This is a genomic window from Streptomyces sp. ADI95-17 (assembly GCF_003846175.1).
GTDB classification, from domain to species: domain Bacteria; phylum Actinomycetota; class Actinomycetes; order Streptomycetales; family Streptomycetaceae; genus Streptomyces; species Streptomyces sanglieri.
On the sequence record NZ_ML123045.1, the window covers coordinates 471,871 to 493,934 of the forward strand.

15 protein-coding genes and 3 tRNA genes are annotated in these 22,064 nt (G+C 71.7%); 11 read left to right on the plus strand and 7 right to left on the minus strand.

All coding sequences use genetic code 11. The features are described 5' to 3' along the window. Nucleotides 1-122 precede the first annotated feature (122 nt). From EES42_RS10210 to EES42_RS10235, 6 genes are all read left to right on the plus strand, one after another. On the plus strand, nt 123-920 hold the full coding sequence (locus EES42_RS10210; protein ID WP_124718482.1) for a Cof-type HAD-IIB family hydrolase: 798 nt from the start codon (nt 123-125) through the stop codon (nt 918-920). 68 nt (nt 921-988) lie between these two features. Further along, entirely contained in the window at nt 989-1,180 is a 192-nt protein-coding gene (locus EES42_RS10215; protein ID WP_241196342.1) for a hypothetical protein, read from the plus strand. Between the two features lie 74 nt (nt 1,181-1,254). Further along, nucleotides 1,255-2,574: a deoxyguanosinetriphosphate triphosphohydrolase gene (locus EES42_RS10220; protein ID WP_124718483.1), complete on the plus strand. Its 1,320-nt coding sequence runs from the start codon at nt 1,255-1,257 to the stop codon at nt 2,572-2,574. 209 nt (nt 2,575-2,783) lie between these two features. Next, on the plus strand, nt 2,784-4,043 hold the full coding sequence (locus EES42_RS10225) for an NAD(P)/FAD-dependent oxidoreductase (protein WP_124717819.1): 1,260 nt from the start codon (nt 2,784-2,786) through the stop codon (nt 4,041-4,043). Nucleotides 4,044-4,169: 126 nt separating this feature from the next. Further along, nucleotides 4,170-6,077, plus strand: a complete 1,908-nt coding sequence (gene dnaG, locus EES42_RS10230; RefSeq protein WP_124717820.1) for a DNA primase — start codon at nt 4,170-4,172, stop codon at nt 6,075-6,077. Between the two features lie 204 nt (nt 6,078-6,281). Then, the gene (locus EES42_RS10235; protein WP_124717821.1) at nt 6,282-7,385 is read left to right on the plus strand and encodes an RNA polymerase sigma factor; all 1,104 of its coding nucleotides are present in this window, start codon (nt 6,282-6,284) and stop codon (nt 7,383-7,385) included. Between the two features lie 62 nt (nt 7,386-7,447). Here EES42_RS10235 and EES42_RS10240 read toward each other — a convergent pair whose 3' ends face one another. From EES42_RS10240 to EES42_RS10255, 4 genes are all read right to left on the minus strand, one after another. Then, entirely contained in the window at nt 7,448-9,385 is a 1,938-nt protein-coding gene (locus EES42_RS10240; RefSeq protein WP_124717822.1) for an ABC transporter ATP-binding protein, read from the minus strand. Next, nucleotides 9,385-11,118, minus strand: a complete 1,734-nt coding sequence (locus tag EES42_RS10245) for an ABC transporter ATP-binding protein (protein WP_124717823.1) — start codon at nt 11,116-11,118, stop codon at nt 9,385-9,387. Before EES42_RS10245 ends, EES42_RS10240 begins: the two co-directional genes overlap by 1 nt. 168 nt (nt 11,119-11,286) lie before the next feature. Further along, nucleotides 11,287-12,732, minus strand: a complete 1,446-nt coding sequence (locus EES42_RS10250; protein ID WP_124717824.1) for an FGGY family carbohydrate kinase — start codon at nt 12,730-12,732, stop codon at nt 11,287-11,289. 69 nt (nt 12,733-12,801) lie between these two features. Beyond that, nucleotides 12,802-13,101, minus strand: coding sequence for a YtxH domain-containing protein (locus EES42_RS10255; protein ID WP_124717825.1), 300 nt, complete (start codon nt 13,099-13,101; stop codon nt 12,802-12,804). Between the two features lie 202 nt (nt 13,102-13,303). Here EES42_RS10255 and EES42_RS10260 point away from each other — a divergent pair. The 5 genes from EES42_RS10260 (at nt 13,304) to EES42_RS10290 (ending at nt 17,688) form a co-directional block, all read left to right on the plus strand. After that, a tRNA-Asn gene (locus EES42_RS10260) sits at nt 13,304-13,376 on the plus strand. 5 nt (nt 13,377-13,381) lie between these two features. Continuing rightward, nucleotides 13,382-13,454: transfer RNA gene (locus EES42_RS10265), tRNA-Asn, on the plus strand. A 233-nt stretch (nt 13,455-13,687) separates the two neighbouring features. Then, nucleotides 13,688-13,761, plus strand: a tRNA-Ile gene (locus EES42_RS10275). A gap of 768 nt (nt 13,762-14,529) precedes the next feature. Further along, on the plus strand, nt 14,530-16,326 hold the full coding sequence (locus EES42_RS10285; RefSeq protein WP_124718484.1) for an ABC transporter ATP-binding protein: 1,797 nt from the start codon (nt 14,530-14,532) through the stop codon (nt 16,324-16,326). Nucleotides 16,327-16,422: 96 nt separating this feature from the next. Next, nucleotides 16,423-17,688, plus strand: a complete 1,266-nt coding sequence (locus EES42_RS10290; RefSeq protein WP_241196343.1) for an MFS transporter — start codon at nt 16,423-16,425, stop codon at nt 17,686-17,688. Between the two features lie 85 nt (nt 17,689-17,773). On the opposite strand, the gene EES42_RS10295 is transcribed toward EES42_RS10290, so the two are convergent. The 3 genes from EES42_RS10295 to EES42_RS10310 form a co-directional block, all read right to left on the minus strand. After that, the gene (locus EES42_RS10295; RefSeq protein WP_124717829.1) at nt 17,774-19,126 is read right to left on the minus strand and encodes a carboxyl transferase domain-containing protein; all 1,353 of its coding nucleotides are present in this window, start codon (nt 19,124-19,126) and stop codon (nt 17,774-17,776) included. Beyond that, the gene (locus EES42_RS10300; RefSeq protein WP_277426109.1) at nt 19,119-20,573 is read right to left on the minus strand and encodes an acyl-CoA synthetase; all 1,455 of its coding nucleotides are present in this window, start codon (nt 20,571-20,573) and stop codon (nt 19,119-19,121) included. Before EES42_RS10300 ends, EES42_RS10295 begins: the two co-directional genes overlap by 8 nt. 196 nt (nt 20,574-20,769) lie before the next feature. Continuing rightward, the gene (locus EES42_RS10310; RefSeq protein WP_206433429.1) at nt 20,770-21,978 is read right to left on the minus strand and encodes a nitrate/nitrite transporter; all 1,209 of its coding nucleotides are present in this window, start codon (nt 21,976-21,978) and stop codon (nt 20,770-20,772) included. Between the last annotated feature and the right edge of the window lie 86 nt (nt 21,979-22,064).

Below are 22,064 nucleotides of genomic sequence, written 5' to 3' on the forward strand. Positions count from 1 at the left end.
ACGATCCGGAGGCCGAAAGGGTTCTCGGACGGACGGGACGAATGCCGCACGGCCCACCGGACCGGGGCGCGCGCACCGCCGGGCGGGACGCCCCTTAGCATCGCCCAATGCTGCGTCCACGACTGATCGCGTCCGATCTCGACGGCACCCTCCTGCGCAACGACGGCACCCTCTCGCCCCGCACCCTGCGCGCCCTGCGCACCGCCGAGAGCGCCGGCGCGGAGATCGTCCTGGTCACCGCCCGGCCGCCCAGGTTCGTCGACCGGCTCGCCGACGCCGCGGGCTTCGGAGGGACGGCGGTGTGCAGCAACGGCGCGATGGTGTACGACATCGGGACGCGCACCGTCGTCTCCTCCTGCGCCCTGCCGCTCACCACCGCCCGCCGCGTGGCCACCGTGCTCGCCGCCGCCGTGCCCGGGATCGGCTTCGCCCTGGAGACCGGCAACCACATCCTGTACGAGCCGGCCTACCGCCTGCGGCTCTCCGAGGACACCGGCGCCGAGCTGCCCGTACCGTCGCTCGCGGACCTCTGGCTGGCCGACGTCCCGGTCACCAAGCTCCTCGCCTGGTCGGACCGGCTCGACGCGGACGCGCTGCTGGCCGCCGCCGAGGCGGGGGCCGTCGACGGGGTGCAGCTCACCCACTCCGGCGGGCGCGGGCTGCTGGAGATCAGCGCGTCCGGGGTCACCAAGGCAGGCACCCTGTCGGTGCTGTGCGCCGGGCGGGGCATCGACGCCGCGGAGGTCGTCGCCTTCGGCGACATGCCCAACGACCTGAGCGTCCTCGAATGGGCCGGCGCCGGCTACGCGATGGGCAACGCCCACCCGAGCGTGCTGGCCGCGATAGCGACGCACACGCTCAGCAACGAGGAGGACGGGGTCGCGGACGTCATCGAACGGCTCTTCGGCGCCGCCCGCTGAACCCGGCGGCACGCAGCCCGTCACCCGCCCGCAACGGCGCCGCAACCTCCCTCCCGCACCATCGAGCCATGACGCAGCCGGCACCGGCACAAGCCCAGGAGTCCCTGCCCCTCGACAGCACGGCGCAACTGCTGACCCGTATCACCGCACAGCTCGGCACCCAGCTCTGCCTGGTCACCCGGAACGGAACCCGCAGGTCCGTACCGGCGGACGCCCGGCCCCGGGACGGCGCCCGGGGCGTATCCACAGGAAAAACCTGATGAACGGACATCTCGGGGTGACCGCCTGAGCCTTCTTGTCGGTCCGGCCGTTTACTGTCGGAACCATGGACGGCATGGACGGCACGCAGGGCACGCAGGGCACGCAGGGCCACGGCACCGGCCCCTACGGCCCGGCCGACGCCGAGCGCTGGGACACCGAGCCGGACAAACGGCCGGGCCGCACCGCGTTCCAGCGCGACCGTGCCCGGGTGCTGCACTCCGCCGCGCTGCGCCGGCTCGCCGGGAAGACCCAGGTCGTCACCCCGGGCACCCGCAGCCACGCCTGGGACGCCAGCCCCCGGACCAGGCTCACCCACTCCCTCGAATGCGCCCAGGTCGGCCGGGAGCTCGGGGCCGCGCTCGGCTGCGACCCGGACCTCGTCGAGACGGCCTGCCTCGCCCACGACCTGGGCCACCCGCCGTTCGGGCACAACGGAGAGCAGGCGCTCAACGACTTCGCGTCGGACTGCGGGGGCTTCGAGGGCAACGCCCAGTCGCTGCGGCTGCTGACCAGAATCGAACCGAAGCGCTTCGTCCCCGACACCCGCACCGGCGAACTGGTCAGCGTCGGACTCAACCTGACCCGTGCCGCCCTGGACGCCGCCACCAAGTACCCGTGGCCGCGCGGCGCACACCCCACCGACCCCGGCTCGCCGAAATTCGGGGTGTACGAGGACGACCTGCCGGTCTTCGAATGGGCCCGCGAGGGGGCACCGAAGGACCGCAAGTGCTTCGAGGCCCAGGTCATGGACTGGTCCGACGACGTCGCCTACTCCGTGCACGACTTCGAGGACGGGCTGCACGCCGGGCACATCGACCCCGACTGCCTCTACGCCGAACCGGAGCGGAACGCGATCTGGGCGGTCGCCATCGGCCGCTACGTCCCGGCGGACACCGAGCCCCAGGAGCTGGCCGACGCGCTGGACCGGCTCATCGCCCAGGACTGGTGGCCGCACGGCTACGACGGCTCCGCCGTCGCCCAGGCCCGGCTGAAGGACGCGACGAGCCAGCTGATCGGCCGGTTCTGCCTCGCCGCCGAGAGCAGCACCCGGCATGCCTACGGTATGGGCCGCCTCGGGCGGTACGCCGCCGAGCTGGTCGTGCCCCGCGAGGCCCGCAACGAATGCGCCGTGCTCAAGGCGGTCGCCGACCGGTACGTCATGCAGCGCGCCGAGCAGGAGGCGATCCGCGCCGACCAGCGGATCGTCATCGCCGAGCTGGCCGCCGCCCTCACCGCGCGCGCCCCGGAGGGGCTGGAGCCGCAGTTCCGGGCGCTGTTCGACACCGCCCGCGACGACCGGGCCCGCAAGCGGGTGCTGGTCGACCAGATCGCCGCCCTGACCGACGCCTCGGCCCGCTCGCTGCACGCCGCGCTCGCCGGACACCTCCGGTGACCGCCGGTGACCGGCTTTCGGAGCCCCGTCCGGCCCGATCCGTTTCCGCCCCGTCTGCGAGCCGTGCCCCGCGCCGGGGCCGGCGCCGCGCAGACTGGACCCGGCCACTGGGTGTGACCTGATCGGGGTACACCCTCTTTCGCCATCACGCTGCGTGCGGGACGCTCGCAGTTGGCGGCGCCGCGAAGCAAGCACCGAGGAGGCATCAAGTGGTCGACGCACATCGGACGTTCGTCATCGTCGGCGGAGGACTGGCGGGAGCGAAGGCAGCCGAGACGCTCCGGGCGGAGGGTTTCAGCGGCCGGGTGATCCTGCTCGGCGATGAACGCGACCATCCGTACGAACGGCCTCCGCTCTCCAAGGGCTATCTCTCCGGCAAGGAGGACCGGGACAGCGTCTTCGTCCACGAGACCGCCTGGTACGCGGGCGCCGACATCGAACTGCACCTGGGGCAGCCGGTCACCGCACTCGACCGGGAGGCCCGCTCCGTACGGCTCGGCGACGGCACCGTCGTCCACTACGACAAGCTGCTGCTCGCCACCGGGGCCGAGCCGCGCCGCCTGCCCGTCCCGGGCACCGAGCTGGCCGGCGTCCACCATCTGCGCCGCCTCGCCCACGCCGACCGGCTGCGCAACGTACTGGCCGCACTCGGCCGGGACAACGGCCATCTGGTGATCGCCGGGGCCGGCTGGATCGGCCTGGAGGTCGCGGCGGCGGCCCGCGGCTACGGCGCCGAGGTCACCGTCGTGGAACCGGAGCCGACCCCGCTGTACCAGGTCGTCGGCCCCGAACTCGGCCAGATCTTCACCGACCTGCACAGCGACCACGGGGTCCGCTTCCACTTCGGCCTCCGCCTCACCGAGATCATCGGCCAGGACGGCCTGGTGCTCGCCGTCCGCACCGACGACGGCGAGGAGCACCCCGCCCACGACGTGCTCGCCGCGATCGGCGCCGCGCCCCGCACCGCCCTCGCCGAGACCGCCGGGCTCGCCATGGCCCCCCGCGCGGACGGCGGCGGCATCGCCGTCGACGCCTCGCTGCGCACCAGCGATCCGCACATCTTCGCGGCCGGTGACGTCGCCAACGTGGCCCACCCGCTGCTCGGCACCCGGCTGCGCGTGGAGCACTGGGCGAACGCGCTGAACAGCGGCCCGGCCGCCGCCCGCGCCATGCTCGGACAGGAGGTCAGCTACGACCGGGTGCCGTACTTCTTCTCCGACCAGTACGACCTCGGCCTCGAATACTCCGGCTGGGCGCCGCCCGGCAGCTACGACCAGGTGGTCATCCGCGGCGACGCCGGGAAGCGGGAGTTCATCGCCTTCTGGCTGAAGGACCGCCGGGTGCTGGCCGGGATGAACGTCAACGTGTGGGACGTCACCGAGACCGTGCAGGGGCTGGTCCGGTCCGGCCGGCAGGTCGACCCGGACGCGCTGGCGGACCCGTCCGTACCGCTGGAATCCCTGGGCTGAGCGCGGCCCGGCCGTCCCGCCGCGCTCCCGGACGGGACGGGCCGGCCGGTCCGCACCGCACCGGCGGTTCCACGGATCACATCGGCGCGCTCCACGGCTGTCCTACCCCACCCGTAGACTTCACCCGTGGCAGGCAGGATCAATGACGACGACGTGAAGGCGGTACGGGACGCGGTCCCGATCGACGCCGTCGTTTCCGAGTATCTCCAGCTGCGCAACGCGGGCGGTGGCAACCTCAAGGGACTCTGCCCCTTCCACGACGAGAAGTCCCCCTCCTTCCAGGTGAGCCCGAGCAAGGGTCTCTTCCACTGCTTCGGCTGCCAGGAGGGCGGCGACACGATCGCCTTCGTGCAGAAGATCGACCATCTGACGTTCGCGGAGGTCGTCGAGCGGCTCGCCGCCAAGGCCGGCATCACCCTGCGGTACGAGGAGGGCGGGTACAACCCCTCCCACCAGCGCGGCGAGCGCATCAGGCTGGTCGAGGCGCACAAGGCGGCCGCCCGGTTCTACACCGAGCAGCTGGACGGCCCGGAGGCCGAGATCGGCCGGAAGTTCCTCGCCGAGCGCGGCTTCGACCAGGCGGCCGCCGCCCACTTCGGCGTCGGCTACAGCCCGGCCGGCTGGGACCACCTCACCCGCTATCTGCGCGGCCAGGGCTTCAGCGACAAGGAGCTGATCGCCTCCGGCCTCTCCCAGGACGGCAGGCGCGGCCCCATCGACCGCTTCCGCGGCCGGCTGATGTGGCCGATCAGCGACACCTCCGGCGATGTCGTCGGCTTCGGCGCCCGCAAGCTGCGCGACGACGACAACGGACCGAAGTACCTCAACACCCCCGAGACCGCGATCTACAAGAAGTCCCAGGTGCTGTACGGCATCGACCTGGCGAAGAAGGACATCGCCAAGGCCAGCCGGGCCGTGGTCGTCGAGGGCTACACCGACGTCATGGCCTGCCATCTCGCCGGGATCACCACCGCCATCGCCACCTGCGGCACCGCCTTCGGCGGCGACCACATCAAGATCCTGCGCCGCCTCCTGATGGACAACGGCAGCGCCCGGGTGATCTTCACCTTCGACGGTGACGCGGCCGGGCAGAAGGCCGCCCTGCGCGCCTTCGAGGACGACCAGAAGTTCGCCGCCGAGACGTACATCGCGATCGCCCCGGACGGCATGGACCCCTGCGATCTGCGCCTGGTCAAGGGCGACGAGGCGGTCCGCGACCTGGTCGAACCCCGCACCCCGCTCTTCGAGTTCGCGCTCCGCCAGATCGTCGGCCGGTACGACCTGGAGACCCCGGCGGGCCGTGCGGCCGCGCTCGACGAGGCCGCCCCGGTCGTCGCCAAGATCAAGACGGGCAGCGTCCAGCGGGAGGTCGCCGTCCAGCTCGCCGGCTTCGTCGGCATCCTGGACCAGGAGTACGTCGTACACCGGGTCAACCAGCTCGCCCAGTGGGCCCGGGGCCGGGGCGACCAGCGCGGGCCCGCCCGGTCCTCCTCCCGCGCGGCCGCGCAGCACCAGCAGGTCCAGGCCCCCGTGGCCCCCTCCGGCCCCGCGCTCAACCTCCGCAGCCCCGCCCACCGCACCGAGCGCGAGCTGCTCAAGCTCGCCCTGCAGAAGCCCGCCCTGGTCTCCCCGGCCTTCGACGCCTACGGGGCCGACGAGTTCACCGCCCCGCCCTACGCCGCGGTCCGCCAGTGCATCGCGGAGGCGGGCGGCGCCGAGCTGGGCGTCGCCGAGACCCGCGAATACCTCGTCCAGGTGCTCGACGCGACCCCCAACGACGCGGTCCGCAAACTGGTCACCGAGCTGGCGGTCGAGGTCTTCCACGGCAAGACCATCGACGAGACCTACGCGGGCATGCAGCTCGTCCAGGTCCGGCTGCGCGCCGTCGACCGCCGGATCAACGACGTACAGGGCAGCCTCGCCCGCCTTGGCAGCAATGTCGCCCCGGACCACCTGGCGGCGGCACAGAACGAGGTCTGGGTCCTCCAGCAGTACGCCCAGTCCCTGCGCAACAACGGGGCCGACGCGCTCTGACGCCTCGCCCCGGCGGCGGGAGCGCCCCCGCGTAACCGGCCGGTCACGGACCGGGCTCAGAAAGTCCCCGCACGCCCCTCGTGGCAGCGATGTGTCTTCCCCCACACTGGGGTGCGGTGCCTGAGACATCGGAGCGCGGCCGGCCCATCGAACGGTGGTCCTCCATCCCCGCGGTCCGGCAGCGATCACCTGGAGGTCGCCCCCGTGCAGACCCGGACCCTGACCGAAACCGAGCACGTCTCGGCCATCCCCGCGCAGAACCGGGCCGTGCACCATCCGGAGGCCGGGGTGGAGCCGCCGATACCCGACGATCCGCCCGACCGGCCCGAGGTGCTCATGGAGGAGCCGCCGCAGGCGCCGGAGCCGTCCGGGGCACGGAGCCGCCCGGAGACCGCCGGTCCGTCCTCCGACCTCTTCCGCCAGTACCTGCGGGAGATCGGCCGGATCCCACTGCTCAGCGCCGCCGACGAGGTGGAGCTCGCCCGCCGCGTCGAGGCCGGGCTCTTCGCCGAGGAACGGCTCGCGAGCACCCCGGACCCGGACACCCGGCTGGCCGTCGATCTCGACCGGCTGGTGGTCATGGGGAGGATGGCCAAGCGCCGCCTCATCGAGGCCAACCTGCGCCTCGTCGTCTCCGTCGCCAAGCGCTACGTCGGGCGCGGGCTGACCATGCTCGACCTGGTCCAGGAGGGAAACCTCGGGCTGATCAGGGCCGTCGAGAAATTCGACTACGCCCGGGGCTACAAGTTCTCCACGTACGCGACCTGGTGGATCCGCCAGGCCATGTCCCGCGCCCTCGCCGACCAGGCGCGGACCATACGGGTCCCGGTCCATGTCGTCGAGCTGATCAACCGCGTCGTACGCGTCCAGCGCCGGATGCTCCAGGAACGCGGCTACGAGCCGACCGCGGAGGAGGTCGCCGGCCAGCTCGACCTCACCCCGGAACGGGTCGGCGAAGTCCTGCGGCTCGCCCAGGAACCCGTCTCGCTGCACGCCCCGGTCGGCGAGGAGGACGATGTCGCCCTCGGCGACCTGATCGAGGACGGTGACGCCGCGTCCCCGGTGGAGTCCGCCGCGTTCCTACTGCTGCGCGAGCACCTGGAAGCGGTGCTCTCCACCCTGGGCGAGCGCGAACGCAAGGTGGTCCAGCTGCGCTACGGGCTGGACGACGGGCGGCCCCGCACCCTGGAGGAGATCGGCCGGATCTTCGGCGTGACGCGCGAACGCATCCGCCAGATCGAGTCCAAGACCCTCAGCAAACTCCGGGACCACGCCTTCGCCGACCAGCTCCGCGGCTACCTCGACTGACGCACGGGGGCCCGCACCGCCGGGCGGCGGCACGGGCCCTCGCGTCCGAACAGGAAGCGCTCCTAGTCGACTTCGGCGACCGCCTGCGCGAACTGCGCCGAATACAGCCGGGCATAGGCGCCCTCGGCGGCCAACAGCTCCTCGTGGGTGCCCTGTTCGACGATCGAGCCGTTCTCCATCACCAGGATGACGTCGGCGTCCCGGATGGTGGAGAGCCGGTGCGCGATCACAAAGCTCGTACGGCCGTGGGCCAGCCGAGCCATCGCCTTCTGGATCAGCACCTCGGTACGGGTGTCGACGGAGCTGGTCGCCTCGTCGAGCACCAGGATCACCGGGTCGGACAGGAACGCCCGCGCGATGGTGATCAGCTGCTTCTCGCCCGCGCTGACACCGGAGCCCTCGTCGTCGATCACCGTGTCGTAACCGTCCGGCAGGGTGCGGATGAACCGGTCGGCGTGGGCCGCCCTCGCCGCCTCCTCGATCTCCTCGCGGGTGACCTCGCGCGACGCCCCGTACGCGATGTTGTCCGCGATCGAACCGCCGAACAGCCAGGTGTCCTGGAGGACCATGCCGATGCCCTGCCGCAGGTCGTCGCGGGACATCTTCGTCACGTCGACCCCGTCCAGCGTGATCCGGCCGCCCGTGACCTCGTAGAACCGCATCAGCAGGTTGACCAGCGTGGTCTTGCCGGCCCCGGTCGGGCCGACGATCGCGACCGTGTGACCCGGCTCGACGTTCAGCGACAGGTCCTCGATGAGCGGCTTCTCCGGGTCGTAACGGAACGACACCTTCTCCAGCGAGACGCTGCCCCGCAGCTCCTCCGGGCGCTGCCGCTCGTCGGGCGCGGGGTCGGCGCCCTGCTCCTCGGCGTCCAGCAGCTCGAAGATCCGCTCGGCCGAGGCGACGCCCGACTGCACCAGGTTCGCCATCGAGGCGACCTGGGTCAGCGGCATCGAGAACTGCCGCGAGTACTGGATGAACGCCTGCACATCACCGATCGACAGCGCGCCGGAGGCGACCCGCAGACCACCCACGACGGCGATCAGCACATAGTTCAGGTTGGAGACGAACATCATCAGCGGCTGCATGATCCCGCTGTTGAACTGCGCCCTGAACCCGGCCTCGTACAGCGCCTCGTTCTGCTCGGCGAAGTCCCGCGCGGACTCCTCCTGCCGGCCGAAGACCTTCACCAGGGTGTGCCCGGTGTACATCTCCTCGATGTGGGCGTTGAGCTTGCCCGTCACCTTCCACTGCTGCACGAACTGCGGTTGCGAGCGCTTGCCGACCTTCGTGGCCACGACCGCCGAGAGCGGCACCGTCACCAGCGCGACCAGTGCCAGCAGCGGCGAGACCCAGAACATCATGATCAGCACGCCGACGATGGTGAGCAGGGAGTTGATGAGCTGGCCCATCGTCTGCTGCATCGTCTGCGAGATGTTGTCGATGTCGTTCGTCGCCCGGCTGAGCACCTCGCCGCGCTTGGCCCGGTCGAAGTACGACAGCGGCAGCCGCGACAGCTTCGTCTGGATGTCCTCGCGCAGCTGGAACACGACCCGGTTGATGATCCGGATCGACAGCCGGGTCGACACCAGCATCAGCAGGCCGGCGCCGACATAGACCGCCAGCGCCACCAGCAGTACGTCGCCCACCGCACCGAAGTCGATGCCGTGACCGGGGACGAAGTCCACCTTGGAGAGCATGTCGGCCAGGCCGCTGTTGCTCTGGCGCAGGCCCTCGACGGCCTGCTCCTTGGTCGCGCCCTTCGGTATCTCCGGGCTCCGGCCGATGACCCCGGCGAAGACCAGGTCGGTCGCCCGGCCGAGGATCTTCGGCCCGACCACCGACAGACCCACGCTCAGCGCACAGGCCAGCAGCATCACGTACAGCGAGGTCTTCTCCGTCGCGAAGCGCTTCAGCAGCCGCTTCGAGGACCCCTTGAAGTCCATGGACCGGTCGGTCGGCGCCCCGCCCGCCATCATGCGTCCGCCAGGCCCGGCCATTACGCGGCCTCCGCTTCCGTCAGCTGGGAGAGCACGATCTCCCGGTACGTTTCATTGCCGTCCATCAGCTCGTGATGGGTACCGGAGCCGACGACCCGGCCCTCGTCCAGCACCAGGATCCGGTCCGCGTCGCGGATGGTGGACACCCGCTGCGCCACGATCACCACGGTCGCCTCCGCCGTCTCCCGGGAAAGCGCCCCGCGCAGCGCGGCGTCAGTGGCGTAGTCGAGCGCCGAGAACGAGTCGTCGAAGAGATAGATCTCCGGGCGCTGCACCAGCGTCCTGGCGATGGCCAGACGCTGCCGCTGCCCGCCCGACACATTGGTGCCGCCCTGCGAGATCGGCGCGTCCAGACCGTGCTCCAGCGCCGTGACGAACTCCTTGGCCTGCGCGACCTCCAGCGCCTGCCACAGCTCCTCGTCGGTCGCGTCCGGGTTTCCGTACCGCAGATTGGTCGCGACCGTCCCGGAGAACAGATACGGCTTCTGCGGAACGAGACCCACGGTCCTGGCCAGCAGCGCCGGCTCCAGCGTCCGCACATCCGTGCCGTCGACCAGCACCTGGCCGTCCGTCACGTCGAACAGCCGCGGTACGAGACCGAGCAGGGTCGACTTCCCGCTGCCCGTCGACCCGATGATCGCGGTGGTCTCGCCGGGGCGGGCCACCAGATCCACCGACCGCAGCACCGGCTCCTCGGCGCCCGGGTAGCGGAAGTCCGCGCCGCGCACCTCCAGATGACCGCGGGCGAGCAGCTTGCGGACCGGCTTGACGGGCGGGACCACGCTGGACTCGGTCTCCAGGACCTCCTGGATGCGCTCGGCGCACACCTCGGCGCGCGGCACCATCATGAACATGAAGGTCGCCATCATCACCGACATGACGATCTGCATCAGATAGGCGAGGAACGCGGTCAGCGCCCCGATCTCCATGCCGCCGCTGTCGATGCGGTGGGCACCGAACCAGATCACCGCGATCGAGGAGACGTTCACGACCGTCATCACGGTGGGGAACATCAGCGCCATCAGCCGGCCCGTGGACAGTGCCACGTCCGTCAGCTCGGTGTTGGAGCCGCGGAACCGCTCCTCCTCGTAGCCGTCCCGGACGAAGGCGCGGATCACGCGGTTGCCGGTGATCTGCTCGCGCAGCACCCGGTTCACCGTGTCGACCCGCTCCTGCATCGTGCGGAACAGCGGGCGCATCCGCTTCACGATCAGGCTCACCGCGATGCCGAGCACCGGCACCACCGCGAGCAGCACCGCGGACAGCGGGACGTCCTGGCCGAGCGCCATGACGATGCCGCCGACGCACATGATCGGGGCCGACACCATCAGTGTGAACGTCATCAGCACCAGCATCTGGACCTGCTGGACGTCATTGGTCGTACGGGTGATCAGCGAGGGCGCCCCGAAGCGCCCGACCTCACGCGCCGAGAACGACTGCACCTGGTCGAAGATCGACGCCCGGACATCGCGGCCGAGAGCGGACGCGGTACGGGCGCCGATGTGGACGGCCCCCATGTTGCAGACCACCTGGGCGATGCTGACGGCGATCATGATGCCGCCGAATTCGAGGATGTAGCCCGTGTCCCCCCGGACGACACCGTTGTCGATGATGTCGGCGTTCAGGGTGGGCAGGTAGAGGCTGGCGCAGGTCTGCAGCAGTTGGAGAAGGACCAGCAGCAGGATGGGTTTTCTGTACGGACCGAGATAGGCCCGCAGGAGTTTTATGAGCACGCGTGTCTCTCGGAGTCGGCAGAAGGCAGGAGTCGACCCATTTTCCGGCACCGGGGGGTGTGACTGCGAGCGTTTTTACTCAAGACCAGGTCAAAAAACAGACCGAGTACACAAGTGGAGGGGTTCGCATCGCTCCGTGTACTCGGCCCGTTCGCACAGGCGGACGGCTCAGTGCGCGGAGCCGAACGCCTCCGGGTGGATCTGGTCCCGCGTCGCCGTGTACTGCTGGCGCACCGCCCGCCCCACGGCCAGCTCCTCGCCCGGCTCCAGCACCTGTGCCGCGGCGCCCTGCCAGGCCGGGGGAGTGAGCGGATCGCCGGTCCCCTGCGAGACCGCCAGCGCCCAGGCCGCCTGCCGGGCCGCGCCCAGCGCCGCGTACTCGGCGGGCTGCGGCACGACCACCTGCGTACCGAAGAGCGCGGGCGCCAGTGCCTGCACGGCCGGCAGCTCGGCCGCCGCCCCCAGCAGGAACACCCGGCGCACCTCGACGCCCCGGCCGCGCAGCACATCGAGCGCGTCGGCCAGCGAGCACAGCATCCCCTCGAACGCCGCCCGCGCCAGGTGCTCCGGCTTCATCGACTCGCGCCGCAGCCCGCAGAGTGTCCCTGCGGCGTGCGGCAGCCGCGGCGTCCGCTCGCCCTCCAGATACGGAAGCAGCACCAGCCCGGACGCCCCGGGCGTGGACTTCAGGGCCAGCGCGGAGAGCTCCTCCAGGCCCTCCACGCCGAGCATCTCGGCGGTCCCGCGCAGCGCCCGTACCGCGTTGGACGTGTACACCACCGGCAGATGCATCCCGGTCGCGTCCGCGAACGAGGTGATCATCCCGTCCGGATCTGACAGCGCCTCGTGGTGCACCGCCATGACCGAGCCCGACGCACCCAGCGAGACCACCGCGTCGCCGACCCCGACCCCGAGCCCGAACGCCGCGGCCATCGTCTCGCCGGTACCCGCGGAGATCAGCAGCCCCTCGGGCGTCGTCCCGGCCGCGTCGGAGGGGCCGAGCACCTCCGGCAGCGCCGCCTGGTGCCCGAGCGCGAGCTCCACCAGGTCGGGCCGGTAGGAACCGCTGCCCGCCGACCAGTACCCGGTGCCGGACGCGGCACCCCGGTCGGTGGTCCGCCGGGCCGGGCGCCCCAGCAACTGCCACACCAGCCAGTCGTGCGGCTGGAGCACCGCGGCCACCCGCTGGGCCGCCTCCGGCTCGGTCCGCGCCAGCCAGCGCAGCTTCGCCACCGGCTGCGCGGCCTGCGGCACCGCCCCGACCGCCTCGGCCCAGGACTGCCGCCCGCCGAGCCCGTCGACCAGATCGGCCGCGGCGGCCTGCGCCCGCTTGTCGTTGCCGAGCAGCGCCGGGCGTACGAGATTGCCCTGGTGGTCCAGCGGCACCAGGCCGTGCTGCTGGGCGGAGACGCCGATGGCCTGCACCCCTTCGAGCAGCCCGCCGCCGGCGGCCTCGCCGAGCGAGAGCAGCCACGCCTGCGGGTCGACCTCGGTGGCCTTCGCCTCGACGGGGTGCGCGGCGAACCCCCGGCGCAGCACTGCGCCCGTGTCCGTATCGCAGACGACGATGTGTGTGAAGGCGGAAGAACTGTCCAAGCCGGCGACTATCCCCATGCACAAGATTCTGCCGCACCGCCGGACCCTTTCCGTACCGGTGGAGCGGCAGCATCGGGGGCGGTGCCGCTATGTGTTGCTGGTGCCCCAGTCGTCCTCGCCGTTCCGGCCGCGGTCCCGCAGCGAGCGCACCCGGTCGGCCACCCCGGCCGGAACCTTCTCGCCGACCTTGTCGCTCACCACGTGGTACGCCTTACCGGCCAGGTCACGGCCGCTCTGCGCGGCGGACTCGGCGGTATTGCGCACGGCCGGATTCTCGGCGAACCGGCGCGCGGACTTCTTCATCTGCTCGTAGCGCTCGCGCCCGGCCCGTGTCCCGATCACGTATCCGAGGGCCAGTCCGGCGATGAACGTGAGCCGGTACCGCATGGCTGCCACCCTTCCTTGCTCAGCGCGACGCTCGGTGCGGCGCTGCGACGTGTGCTGCCCGACCTACCCGCGGGCACCGGAGATCACCCCGGGGGATACCGATTGGCAAAGCACCCCCCTGCTTGCGCTAATGTATGTGTCGCAGCGAACGCGCGCCGCCCGGCAGCAGCCAGGTAGGTAGGGTTCGGTGCATACGCAGCAATCCCCTGTAGCTCAATTGGCAGAGCAGCCGGCTGTTAACCGGCAGGTTACTGGTTCGAGTCCAGTCGGGGGAGCGCGATCCCCTGTAGCTCAATTGGCAGAGCATTCGGCTGTTAACCGGAGGGTTACTGGTTCGAGTCCAGTCGGGGGAGCGGAACGGAAGAGGACCCCGAGGGGTCCTTTTTCGTATGCCCGGCGACGGCGGCCACCGTGGTGCGTGTGGGGTGCAAGTGACTCTTTCGCGTGTACTTCGCCCCATCCGGAACCGGGCGGCCGACGGTGCGGTCTTCATGGTCATGCGAAGCCGACCATCCGGAGCGAGAGATCGTATGACCGGCTATGCTGCGGCAGACGGCGCGCACACTTGTACGCGCCACGCCGAAAAGGGGCGGTAGCTCAGCCGGTTAGAGCAGCGGACTCATAATCCGTCGGCCGTGGGTTCGAGTCCCACCCGCCCCACTGCCGATGTTCCGGCAGAAACGTTATGACCTGCGTATACGTAGGTATCAGGGCCCTCACGGATTCCGTGGGGGCCCTCACCATAGCCCCGTCCCGAGATCAAGTGGCCGCGCCCCGGCCCGGCGGGTCGTGCCGGTGAGGTCCGGTCGCGGATCCGCCCGTTCCTTGTCGATGCGTCATGTCCGGAGAGTCACCTACGACAACGCTCCGAAGGATTAGGGTATTTCGGCACCTTTTATCCTTGATTACGGCTTCTACGACTTGTTGGTCACAGGGGTCGGACGTAGTGTCGAAAGTGCCGCAGCAAGAGCAAGGAGCGGCACAGCGAACTCCTCCAGAGGAGGCGAAGATGAAGGTTCGTAGCATCTTCGACCACAGGGACGGCGGTCGCGGCGGATACGGTGGCCGTGGCGGAGACGGCGGACGCGGATACGGGGGCCGTGGATACGGCGACCGTGGTTACGGCGGACGCGGACGTGGATACGGTGGCTACTTCGACGACTACGGCTATGGCGGTCGTGGACGTCGCTGGGGTTGCTGACTCCCTTCACCCCCGCTCTCTGACATCAATTCGAGGCAGGCTCGCGCACCGCGCGGGTCCGCCTCGTTGTTTGGGCCCATTCCCATGGCCACGGTCCATGGTCCGCGCACGTCTGTGATGTGATGCCCATGCGCTTTCACAGCCCGTTCCAGCGTTCCGCCCGTGACGAAGAGCCGCCCGAGGACCCGGTGGCGGACGTCCCGATCCGCACCGACCCCGTCAGCATCATGGCGTCCTTCCGGCGCTTCTGGCCCTTGACCAGAGGAGATCGGCGCTGGCTCGTCGTCATCTTCCTGTGCGCCGTCCTGGCCGCCCTCGCCGAGACCGTCACCGTCCTGCTGTTCGCCAAACTCACCGACACCGCCCTGCAGAGCGGCGACGTCAGCGCCTTCTGGAAGCCCGCAGGCCAGTGGCTCGCCGTGGCGGTGGCCGGTGCCGTGGTGGGGTACCTGGGCAGTTCGCTCGCGGTCTGGACCGCCGAGCGCTTCGTGCTGCGGCTGCGGGCCCGCGTCTTCGGCCATCTCCAGACGCTCCCGCCGCACTTCTTCCAGCGCAATCGCCGCGGCGACCTGGTGGAGCGGCTGACCGGTGACGTGGAGGCCATCGAGGCGCTCGTGGTCTCCGGCATCGTCGGGGCGGCGTCGGCGCTGTTCGGCACCATCTTCTACGCCGGCGCGGCCCTGTTGCTGCGCTGGGACCTGGCGCTGGCCACCTTCGTCATGGTCCCGGTCCTGCTGGTCGTCACCCGCGGGTTCGCCAAGCCCCTGCGTGCGGTGTCCCGGCGCGGCCGGGCGGCGGACGGCGCCATCACCGCCGTGGTCGAGGAGACCCTGGTCAACGTCGTCATGACCCAGGCGTACAACAGGCAGAAGGACGAGGAGGACCGGCTCAGCAGCAAGGCGAGGCTCCGGTTGAGGACCGCGGTGAAGGCCGTCCGCCTCACCGAGTTCTACGAGCAATTCATCGAAGTCCTCGAAACGTTGTGCGTCCTCACGATCATCGGCCTGGGGGCGTGGGAGATCTCGGCCGGCCGGATGACCCTCGGACAACTGCTGGCCTTCGCCGCCTTCATCGGCTACCTCTACCCGCCGATCCGTTCGCTGGGCCAGCTCGGTCTGACGGCCACCGCCGCGACCGCGGGCGCCGAACGACTGCTGGAGATCCTCGACGCCGAGCCCTCCGTCACCGACCCGGGCGACTCGGTACCGGTGCCGGAGCGCGGCCGGGCGCTCGGTGAGGTGGAGGCGCGCCAGGTGTTCTTCCACTACCCCGGCAGCAGCGAGATGGTGCTCCGGGACCTCTCGTTCACCGCAAGTCCCGGGGAACTGCTGGTCATCACCGGCCCCAGCGGTGCGGGCAAGTCGACGCTGGCGGCGCTGCTGCTCAGGTTCTACGACCCGGAGACCGGCACCGTCCTGCTGGACGGCGTCTCCGTGGACCGCATGCCGCTGCCCTACCTCCGCCGCAACATCACGCTGCTGCCGCAGGACACGCTGGTGCTGCACGACACCATCGAGGAGAACATCGGCTGCGGACGCCCCGACGCGAGCCACGACGATGTCGAGCGGGCCGCGCGGGCGGCCGACGCCCACGCGTTCATCGAGGCCCTGCCGGAGGGATACGGCACCGTCATATCCACCGGAACCTCCCGGCTCTCCGGCGGCCAGTTGCAGCGCATCGCCATCGCCCGCGCCATGCTGCGCGACGCACCCGTGCTCCTCCTGGACGAGCCCACCACCGGACTGGACCGGCTGGCCGCGGAACGCATCCTGGAACCCCTGCGACGGCTGGCCCGCGGCCGCACCACCATCGTGATCACCCACGACCTGGCCCTGGCCGCGGACGCCGACCGCATCCTCGTACTGGACGAGGGGCGGCTGGTGGAGTCCGGCACGCACACCCAACTCCTCGGCCGGAGCGGCCTGTACGCCACGCTCTTCGAGCGCCGCTCCCGGCCGCACAACGGGACCGCGTACGAGTCCGCGTACAAGTCCGCCCGGCCGTCAGGGATCCACTGGAGGTAGCCGGCCGGCGGCACCGGGCCCGAACGGCGCTGCCGAGGCGGCCGGTTCCCGATGGGGACCGGCCCGCCGGGGAACACCCGGTGGTTACCATCCGCTGTGACCGAAACGACCGAAGGACCCGCTCCGCGCCCCCGAATACTCGCCGATCTGACGCCGCTGCGGACCTCTCCCGACTACCGGCGGCTCTGGTTCGGGAACACGGTCTCCTGGGTCGGGCAGGGGATGACGGCGCTCGCCGTGTCGCTCCAGGTCTACGACATCACCGGATCCGCCTTCTCGGTCGGGCTCATCGGATTCTGCTCGTTCCTGCCACTGGTCGTCTTCGGGCTGTACGGCGGTGCCGTCGCCGACACCATCGACCGTCGCAAGCTGGGCCTGGCCAGTTCCGCCGGGTCGTTCGCCCTCTCCGTCACCCTGGTCGTCACAACCGTCGCGGGCGTGGAGCAGGTGGGGCTGCTGTACGCGATCGTCGGCCTCCAGGCGGCCTGCTTCGCGGTCAACTCACCGGCCCGCAGCTCGATGATCGCCCGGCTGCTGCCGGCTGAACAGCTGCCCGCCGCCAACGCCCTCACCTCCATGACCAGCACCACCGGAACGCTGGTCGGGCCGATGCTCGGCGGGCTCGTCGTCGGCTGGTGGGGCTACCGGGCCGCGTACACCGTCGACGCCGTCACCTTCACCGCCTCGCTCTACGCGATGTGGCGGCTGCCCGCCATGCTGCCGGAGCGGGAGGAGGGCGCGGGGGACAAGCGGGCGTCCGTCGCGGACGGGCTGCGCTTCCTGGGGACCAGGCCCAATCTCCGGATGACCTTCTTCACCGATCTGTGCGCCATGCTGCTGGCCCACCCCCGGGCGCTCTTCCCCGTCGTCGCCGTCCTCTGGTACGGCGGTGACGCGAAGACCACCGGACTGCTGGTCGCCGCCCCGGCGTTCGGGGCGCTGCTCGGCGGGGTGTTCTCCGGTTGGCTGGGACGCGTCCGGCGCCACGGACTCGCCGTGCTGATCGCCGTCGCCTGCTGGGGCACCGCCATCGCGGTCTTCGGCCTGACCCGGCAGCTCTGGCTCGGGCTGATCTTCCTGGCGCTCGCCGGGTGCGCGGACACCACCTCGATGGTCTTCCGCAACACCATGCTCCAGGCGGCCGTGCCGGACGAGATGCGCGGACGGCTCCAGGGCGTGTTCATCGTCGTCGTGGCGGGCGGGCCGAGGCTCGGCGACTTCGTGGCGGGCTCGGTCGCCGACCTGGTCTCGCCCGGCCTGGCGGTGACCGGGGGCGGGATCGCCTGTGTCGTCGCGGTGGCCCTGCTGGGGCTGCGGTGGCGGGGGTTCGCCCGGTACGACGCAAAGGATCCGCAGCCCTGACCGGCCCCGCCCCCGCCCGCACGTGCCTCATCGGCCGTGACGGACCCGCCCGCGCGTCACCGACCCCGGCGACCCCGCCCGCGTCTCACTCCCCGGGCGGCCCCACCACCGAGCGGGCGAAGCCCAGTTCCACCAGGTCCTGGGGGCGCAGCCGCAGCTGGCCGGCCGTGGCGTGCACCTCGCCCGGGGTGCGCTTCAGGATCGCCGCCGCCAGCTCCGGGGCGATGACCGAGAAGTAACTGTCCCGGGTGACATGGGTGTTCCCCGGCGCCGCCAGTGCCAGCGCGCCGCCCGAGCCGCCCTCGCCGATCACCAGGGTGGTGACGGGGACCCGGGTCCCGGCTATCGCCGCGAAGGCGTCGGCGATGGCGGCGCCCGCGCCCGCCCGCTCCGCCGCCGCGTCGTTGGCCGCGCCGGGGGTGTCGATCAGGGTGAGCACGGGGACGCCGAGCCGGTCGGCCAGCCGGATCACCCGCGCCGCAGTGCGGTAGCCGGCCGGACGGGTCGCGGTGCCGCACTGGGCCACGTACGCGATCGGGCGGCCGTCGCGCCACCCGAAGCCGCAGAGCAGCCCCGGGTCCGTACCCCCGCAGCGGTCGCCGGTGAGCGGGAGGCGGTGGTCGAAATACGCGTCCAGGTACGCCTCGGCGCGCGGCCTGGCGGGCGAGCGGGCCTGCCGCACCGCGTCCCAGCCGGTCACCGGGAGGCCGGTGGCGGACAGGGCGTGGGGCACGGGGGCGGGGGACGCCGGGGAGTCCGTGCCCCGCAGCGCCCGCAGCCAGTGGGCCACCGTCCCGGGGAGCTCGTCCGGCGGGACGACGGCGTCGATCTGGCCCGCGGCCAGCTGGCCCTCGGCGGTGTACGCGTGCGGGTCCGCGTCCGGCGGCCGCACCCGGGAACCGGCGAACCCGACCTGGGCGCCCGGCAGCGCCAGGATCACATCGGCGCCCGCCCCCAGCGTGGCCCAGCCGCCGCCCGTCGTCGGATCGCGCAGGACCGCGAGCTGGGCGGGGCCCGCCGCCCGCAGCCGGGCCGAGGCACGGGCCACCCGCTGGAGCTGGGTCAGGGCGACCATGCCCTCCTGCATCCGGCTGCCGCCCGTCGCGATGAGCGAGACCAGCGGCAGCGCCCGGACCCGGGCGGCCTCGTACGCGGCCTCCAGCCGGTCCCCGGTGCGCTGCCCCAGCGATCCGCCCAGGAAGCCGAACTCGAAGGAGACCAGCACACAGCTCCGCCCGCCGACCGAGGCGAGGCCGTACACGACGGACTCGTCCTCGCCGGTCCGGGCGGCGGCCCGGGCCCGGGATTCCGCGTACCCGGCCCAGGACAGGGGCCCGTCCCCGGCGCCGTCCGGACCGGGCGCGGCGGTCTCCCGCAGCTCCTCGAAGCCGGTGGTCAGTGCCGCGATCGCCGTTCTCGCGCCCATCCGGTCAGCCATGGAGCGACCGCTTCATGATCTTGCCGAGGTCGTTGCGGGGCAGCGCGTCCAGGTAGCGGACCGTGCGCGGGCGCTTGTGCGGGGACAGCTGGGCGGCCACATGGTCCGCGAGCTCCTGCTCGGACGGCGGCGCCGCCGGGTCGGCCGGCACCACCCAGGCGACGATCCGCTCGCCCAGGTCCGGGTCCGGTTCACCGGTGACGGCGGCCTCGCGGACGCCGGGGTGGTCCAGCAGCGCGTTCTCGATCTCCCCGGCGCCGATCTTGTAACCGCCGCTCTTGATCAGGTCGGTGGCCTTGCGCCCGACGATCCGCACGTAGCCGTCGGCGTCCCGGGTGGCCATGTCCCCGGTGCGGAACCAGCCGTCCTCGGTGAGCGCGGCGGCGGTGGCGTCGGGGCGGTTGAGATAGCCGGTGAAGAGGTTCGGGCCGCGTACCTGGATCTCGCCGATGGTGTCGGGTCCGGTGCCGTCCCCGGGCAGGACGGTGCCGTCCTCCTCGACCAGGCGGAGCTCCACGCCGCGCAGGGGTGCGCCGACCGTGCCGGGGCGGGGTTCGCCGTCGGCCCGGACGCCCGTGTTCATCAGGGTCTCCGTCATGCCGTACCGCTCGATGAGCCGGCGGCCGGTGGCGGCCGCGATCCGCTCGTGGTCGTGCACCGGCAGCGCGGCCGACCCGGACACCAGCAGCCGGGCGCCGGCCAGCGCCTTCGCCAGCCCGTCCGCCCCGGGTCCGTCGAGGGCCTCGGCGAGGCGGTGGTACATCGTCGGCACGCCGAAGAGCATGGTGCCGCCGGACGACAGCTCCCGGGCCACCCCGTCGGTGGAGAACCTGCCCAGGTGCCGCACCGAGCCGCCCCGGCGCAGCGGCCCGAGCACGCCCAGGATCAGGCCGTGCACATGGAACAGCGGCAGGGCGTGGACGAGCACGTCGTCACCGGTCCACTGCCAGGCGTCCTCCAGCGCGTCGAGCGAGGCGGCGATCGCCCGCCGGGGCAGGATCGCGCCCTTGGGCGGGCCGGTGGTCCCGGAGGTGTAGACGATCAGCGCGGGGGATTCGGGGGAGGGCTCGGGGAGCGTGGCGCGGGCGCCCTCCCCGGCCGTGTCGACGTCGATGCGGTCCAGTGCGTCCAGCACCGGCGGGAGCGTGTCGCCCGCCCCGGCCAGCACCGCGGTCGGTTCGCTGTCGGCCACGATGTGGGCGAGTTCGCGCGTCCCCGTCTTCGGGTTGAGCGGAACCGCCGGCACCCCGACGCGCAGCGCGGCCACCACGGCGACCACCGTCTCGGGGGTGGGGGTGGCCCAGACCGCGACCCGCCCGGCCCCGGCGAGACGCCCGGCGAGCGCGGCGGAGGCGGTGGCCAACCGGTCGTAGGTCATGGTGTGTTCGCCGAACCGGGTGGCTTCCCGGGTCGAACCGTCATCCGGCACAGAGAGAAGAGGGGTCACCCACCGCACCCTATGGGCTGAGGCGGAAGCGCGGACTTTGATCGACCGGCAATCGGGGGTGGGAGAAGGAACGGGGCTGGGTGCGTGCAGTTGCAGGGCGGAGGATTGAGGCATGGCGGAGCCATGGTGATTGACGACAACGCCGCAGATGCGCGTGCCCAGCCCCGCGACGCCGCCCCCCGATTGCCGGTCGATCTCAGTCGCGCTTGAGTCCGCGCATGCGGCCGTACGCGTACACGCACCCGGCGAGTGCCAGATCGGACAGCAGCATGAAGCCGATCGAGTACGAGCCCTTCGCGCTGTAGATCGCGCCCATCACCAGCGGTGGCACGAAGCCGCCCAGGCCGCCCATCGCGCCGACGATCCCGGTCACGCTGCCCACCTTCGCCTGCGGGGTCACCTGCGAGACCAGGGCGAAGACGCTGCCGCTCGCGGTGCCCAGGCCCGCCGCCATGCAGAGCAGCGCGACCGTGCCGCCCGGGGCCAGTGGCGGGTCGAAGGCCTGGACGATCGCCATCAGGGCGGCCAGGCCGAGTGCCGCGGCCGTGACCACGGCCGGGTGGACGCGGTCCGAGAGCCAGCCGCCGATCGGCCGGAAGACGACCGTGACCAGGGCGAACCCGGCGGCCTTCGTGCCGGCGTCGGTGGGCGACAGGTCGTACCAGGTCTTCAGATACGTGGGGAGGTAGACGCCGAACGCGACGATTCCGCCGAACCCGATCGCGTACAGCGCGGACAGCTCCCAGGTGACCCGCAGCCGTCCGGCGTCGGCCAGCCGGTGGGCGAGCGAGTCGGTCGGCACCGGGCGGCCCGGCCGGTCGCTGACCAGCACCGTGGCCAGTGCCGCGTACACCACGAGCGCCGCCGCGACCACCAGGTACGGCAGGTTGTCGCCGTGCCCGGCGATCCTCGGGGTGAAGTACCCGGACAGCGCGACACCGCCCATGCCCATGCCGAAGATCCCGAGCGCGAGGCCCCGCTTGGCGGGCGGGAACCACGAGTTGACCAGGGGGATGCCGATCGCGAAGGTGGTGCCGCCCAGGCCCAGCAGAAAGCCCACGGCGAGCATCGCGCCGTAGGAGTCCCGCGCCGGGATCAGCAGCAGTACGGGCACGATGGTGAGTGCCGAGACCAGCGGGAACATCAGCCGTGCGCCGTACTTGTCGGTCAGCGCGCCCGCCGGGATCCGGCCCAGCGAACCCACCAGCACCGGCACCGCCACCAGCAGCGACTGCTCGAACGAGGTCAGCCCCAGCCGTTCCTTGTAGTCCCCGGACAGCGGCGCGATCAGATTCCAGGCCCAGAAGGTGAGCCCGAAGCCGATCGTGGCCATCAGAAGGTTTCGGTAGGCGGCCGAGGACGGCGCGTCGACCGGGGCGGGGGACTTCTTGACGGCTGTATCCACCCTTTCAGTCAAGGGCGGGCGGAGGCCGTGGGCCTGCCGGAATGCGCCATGAGGGTCACCCGCTGCCGGGGGACCGGATACGGGGG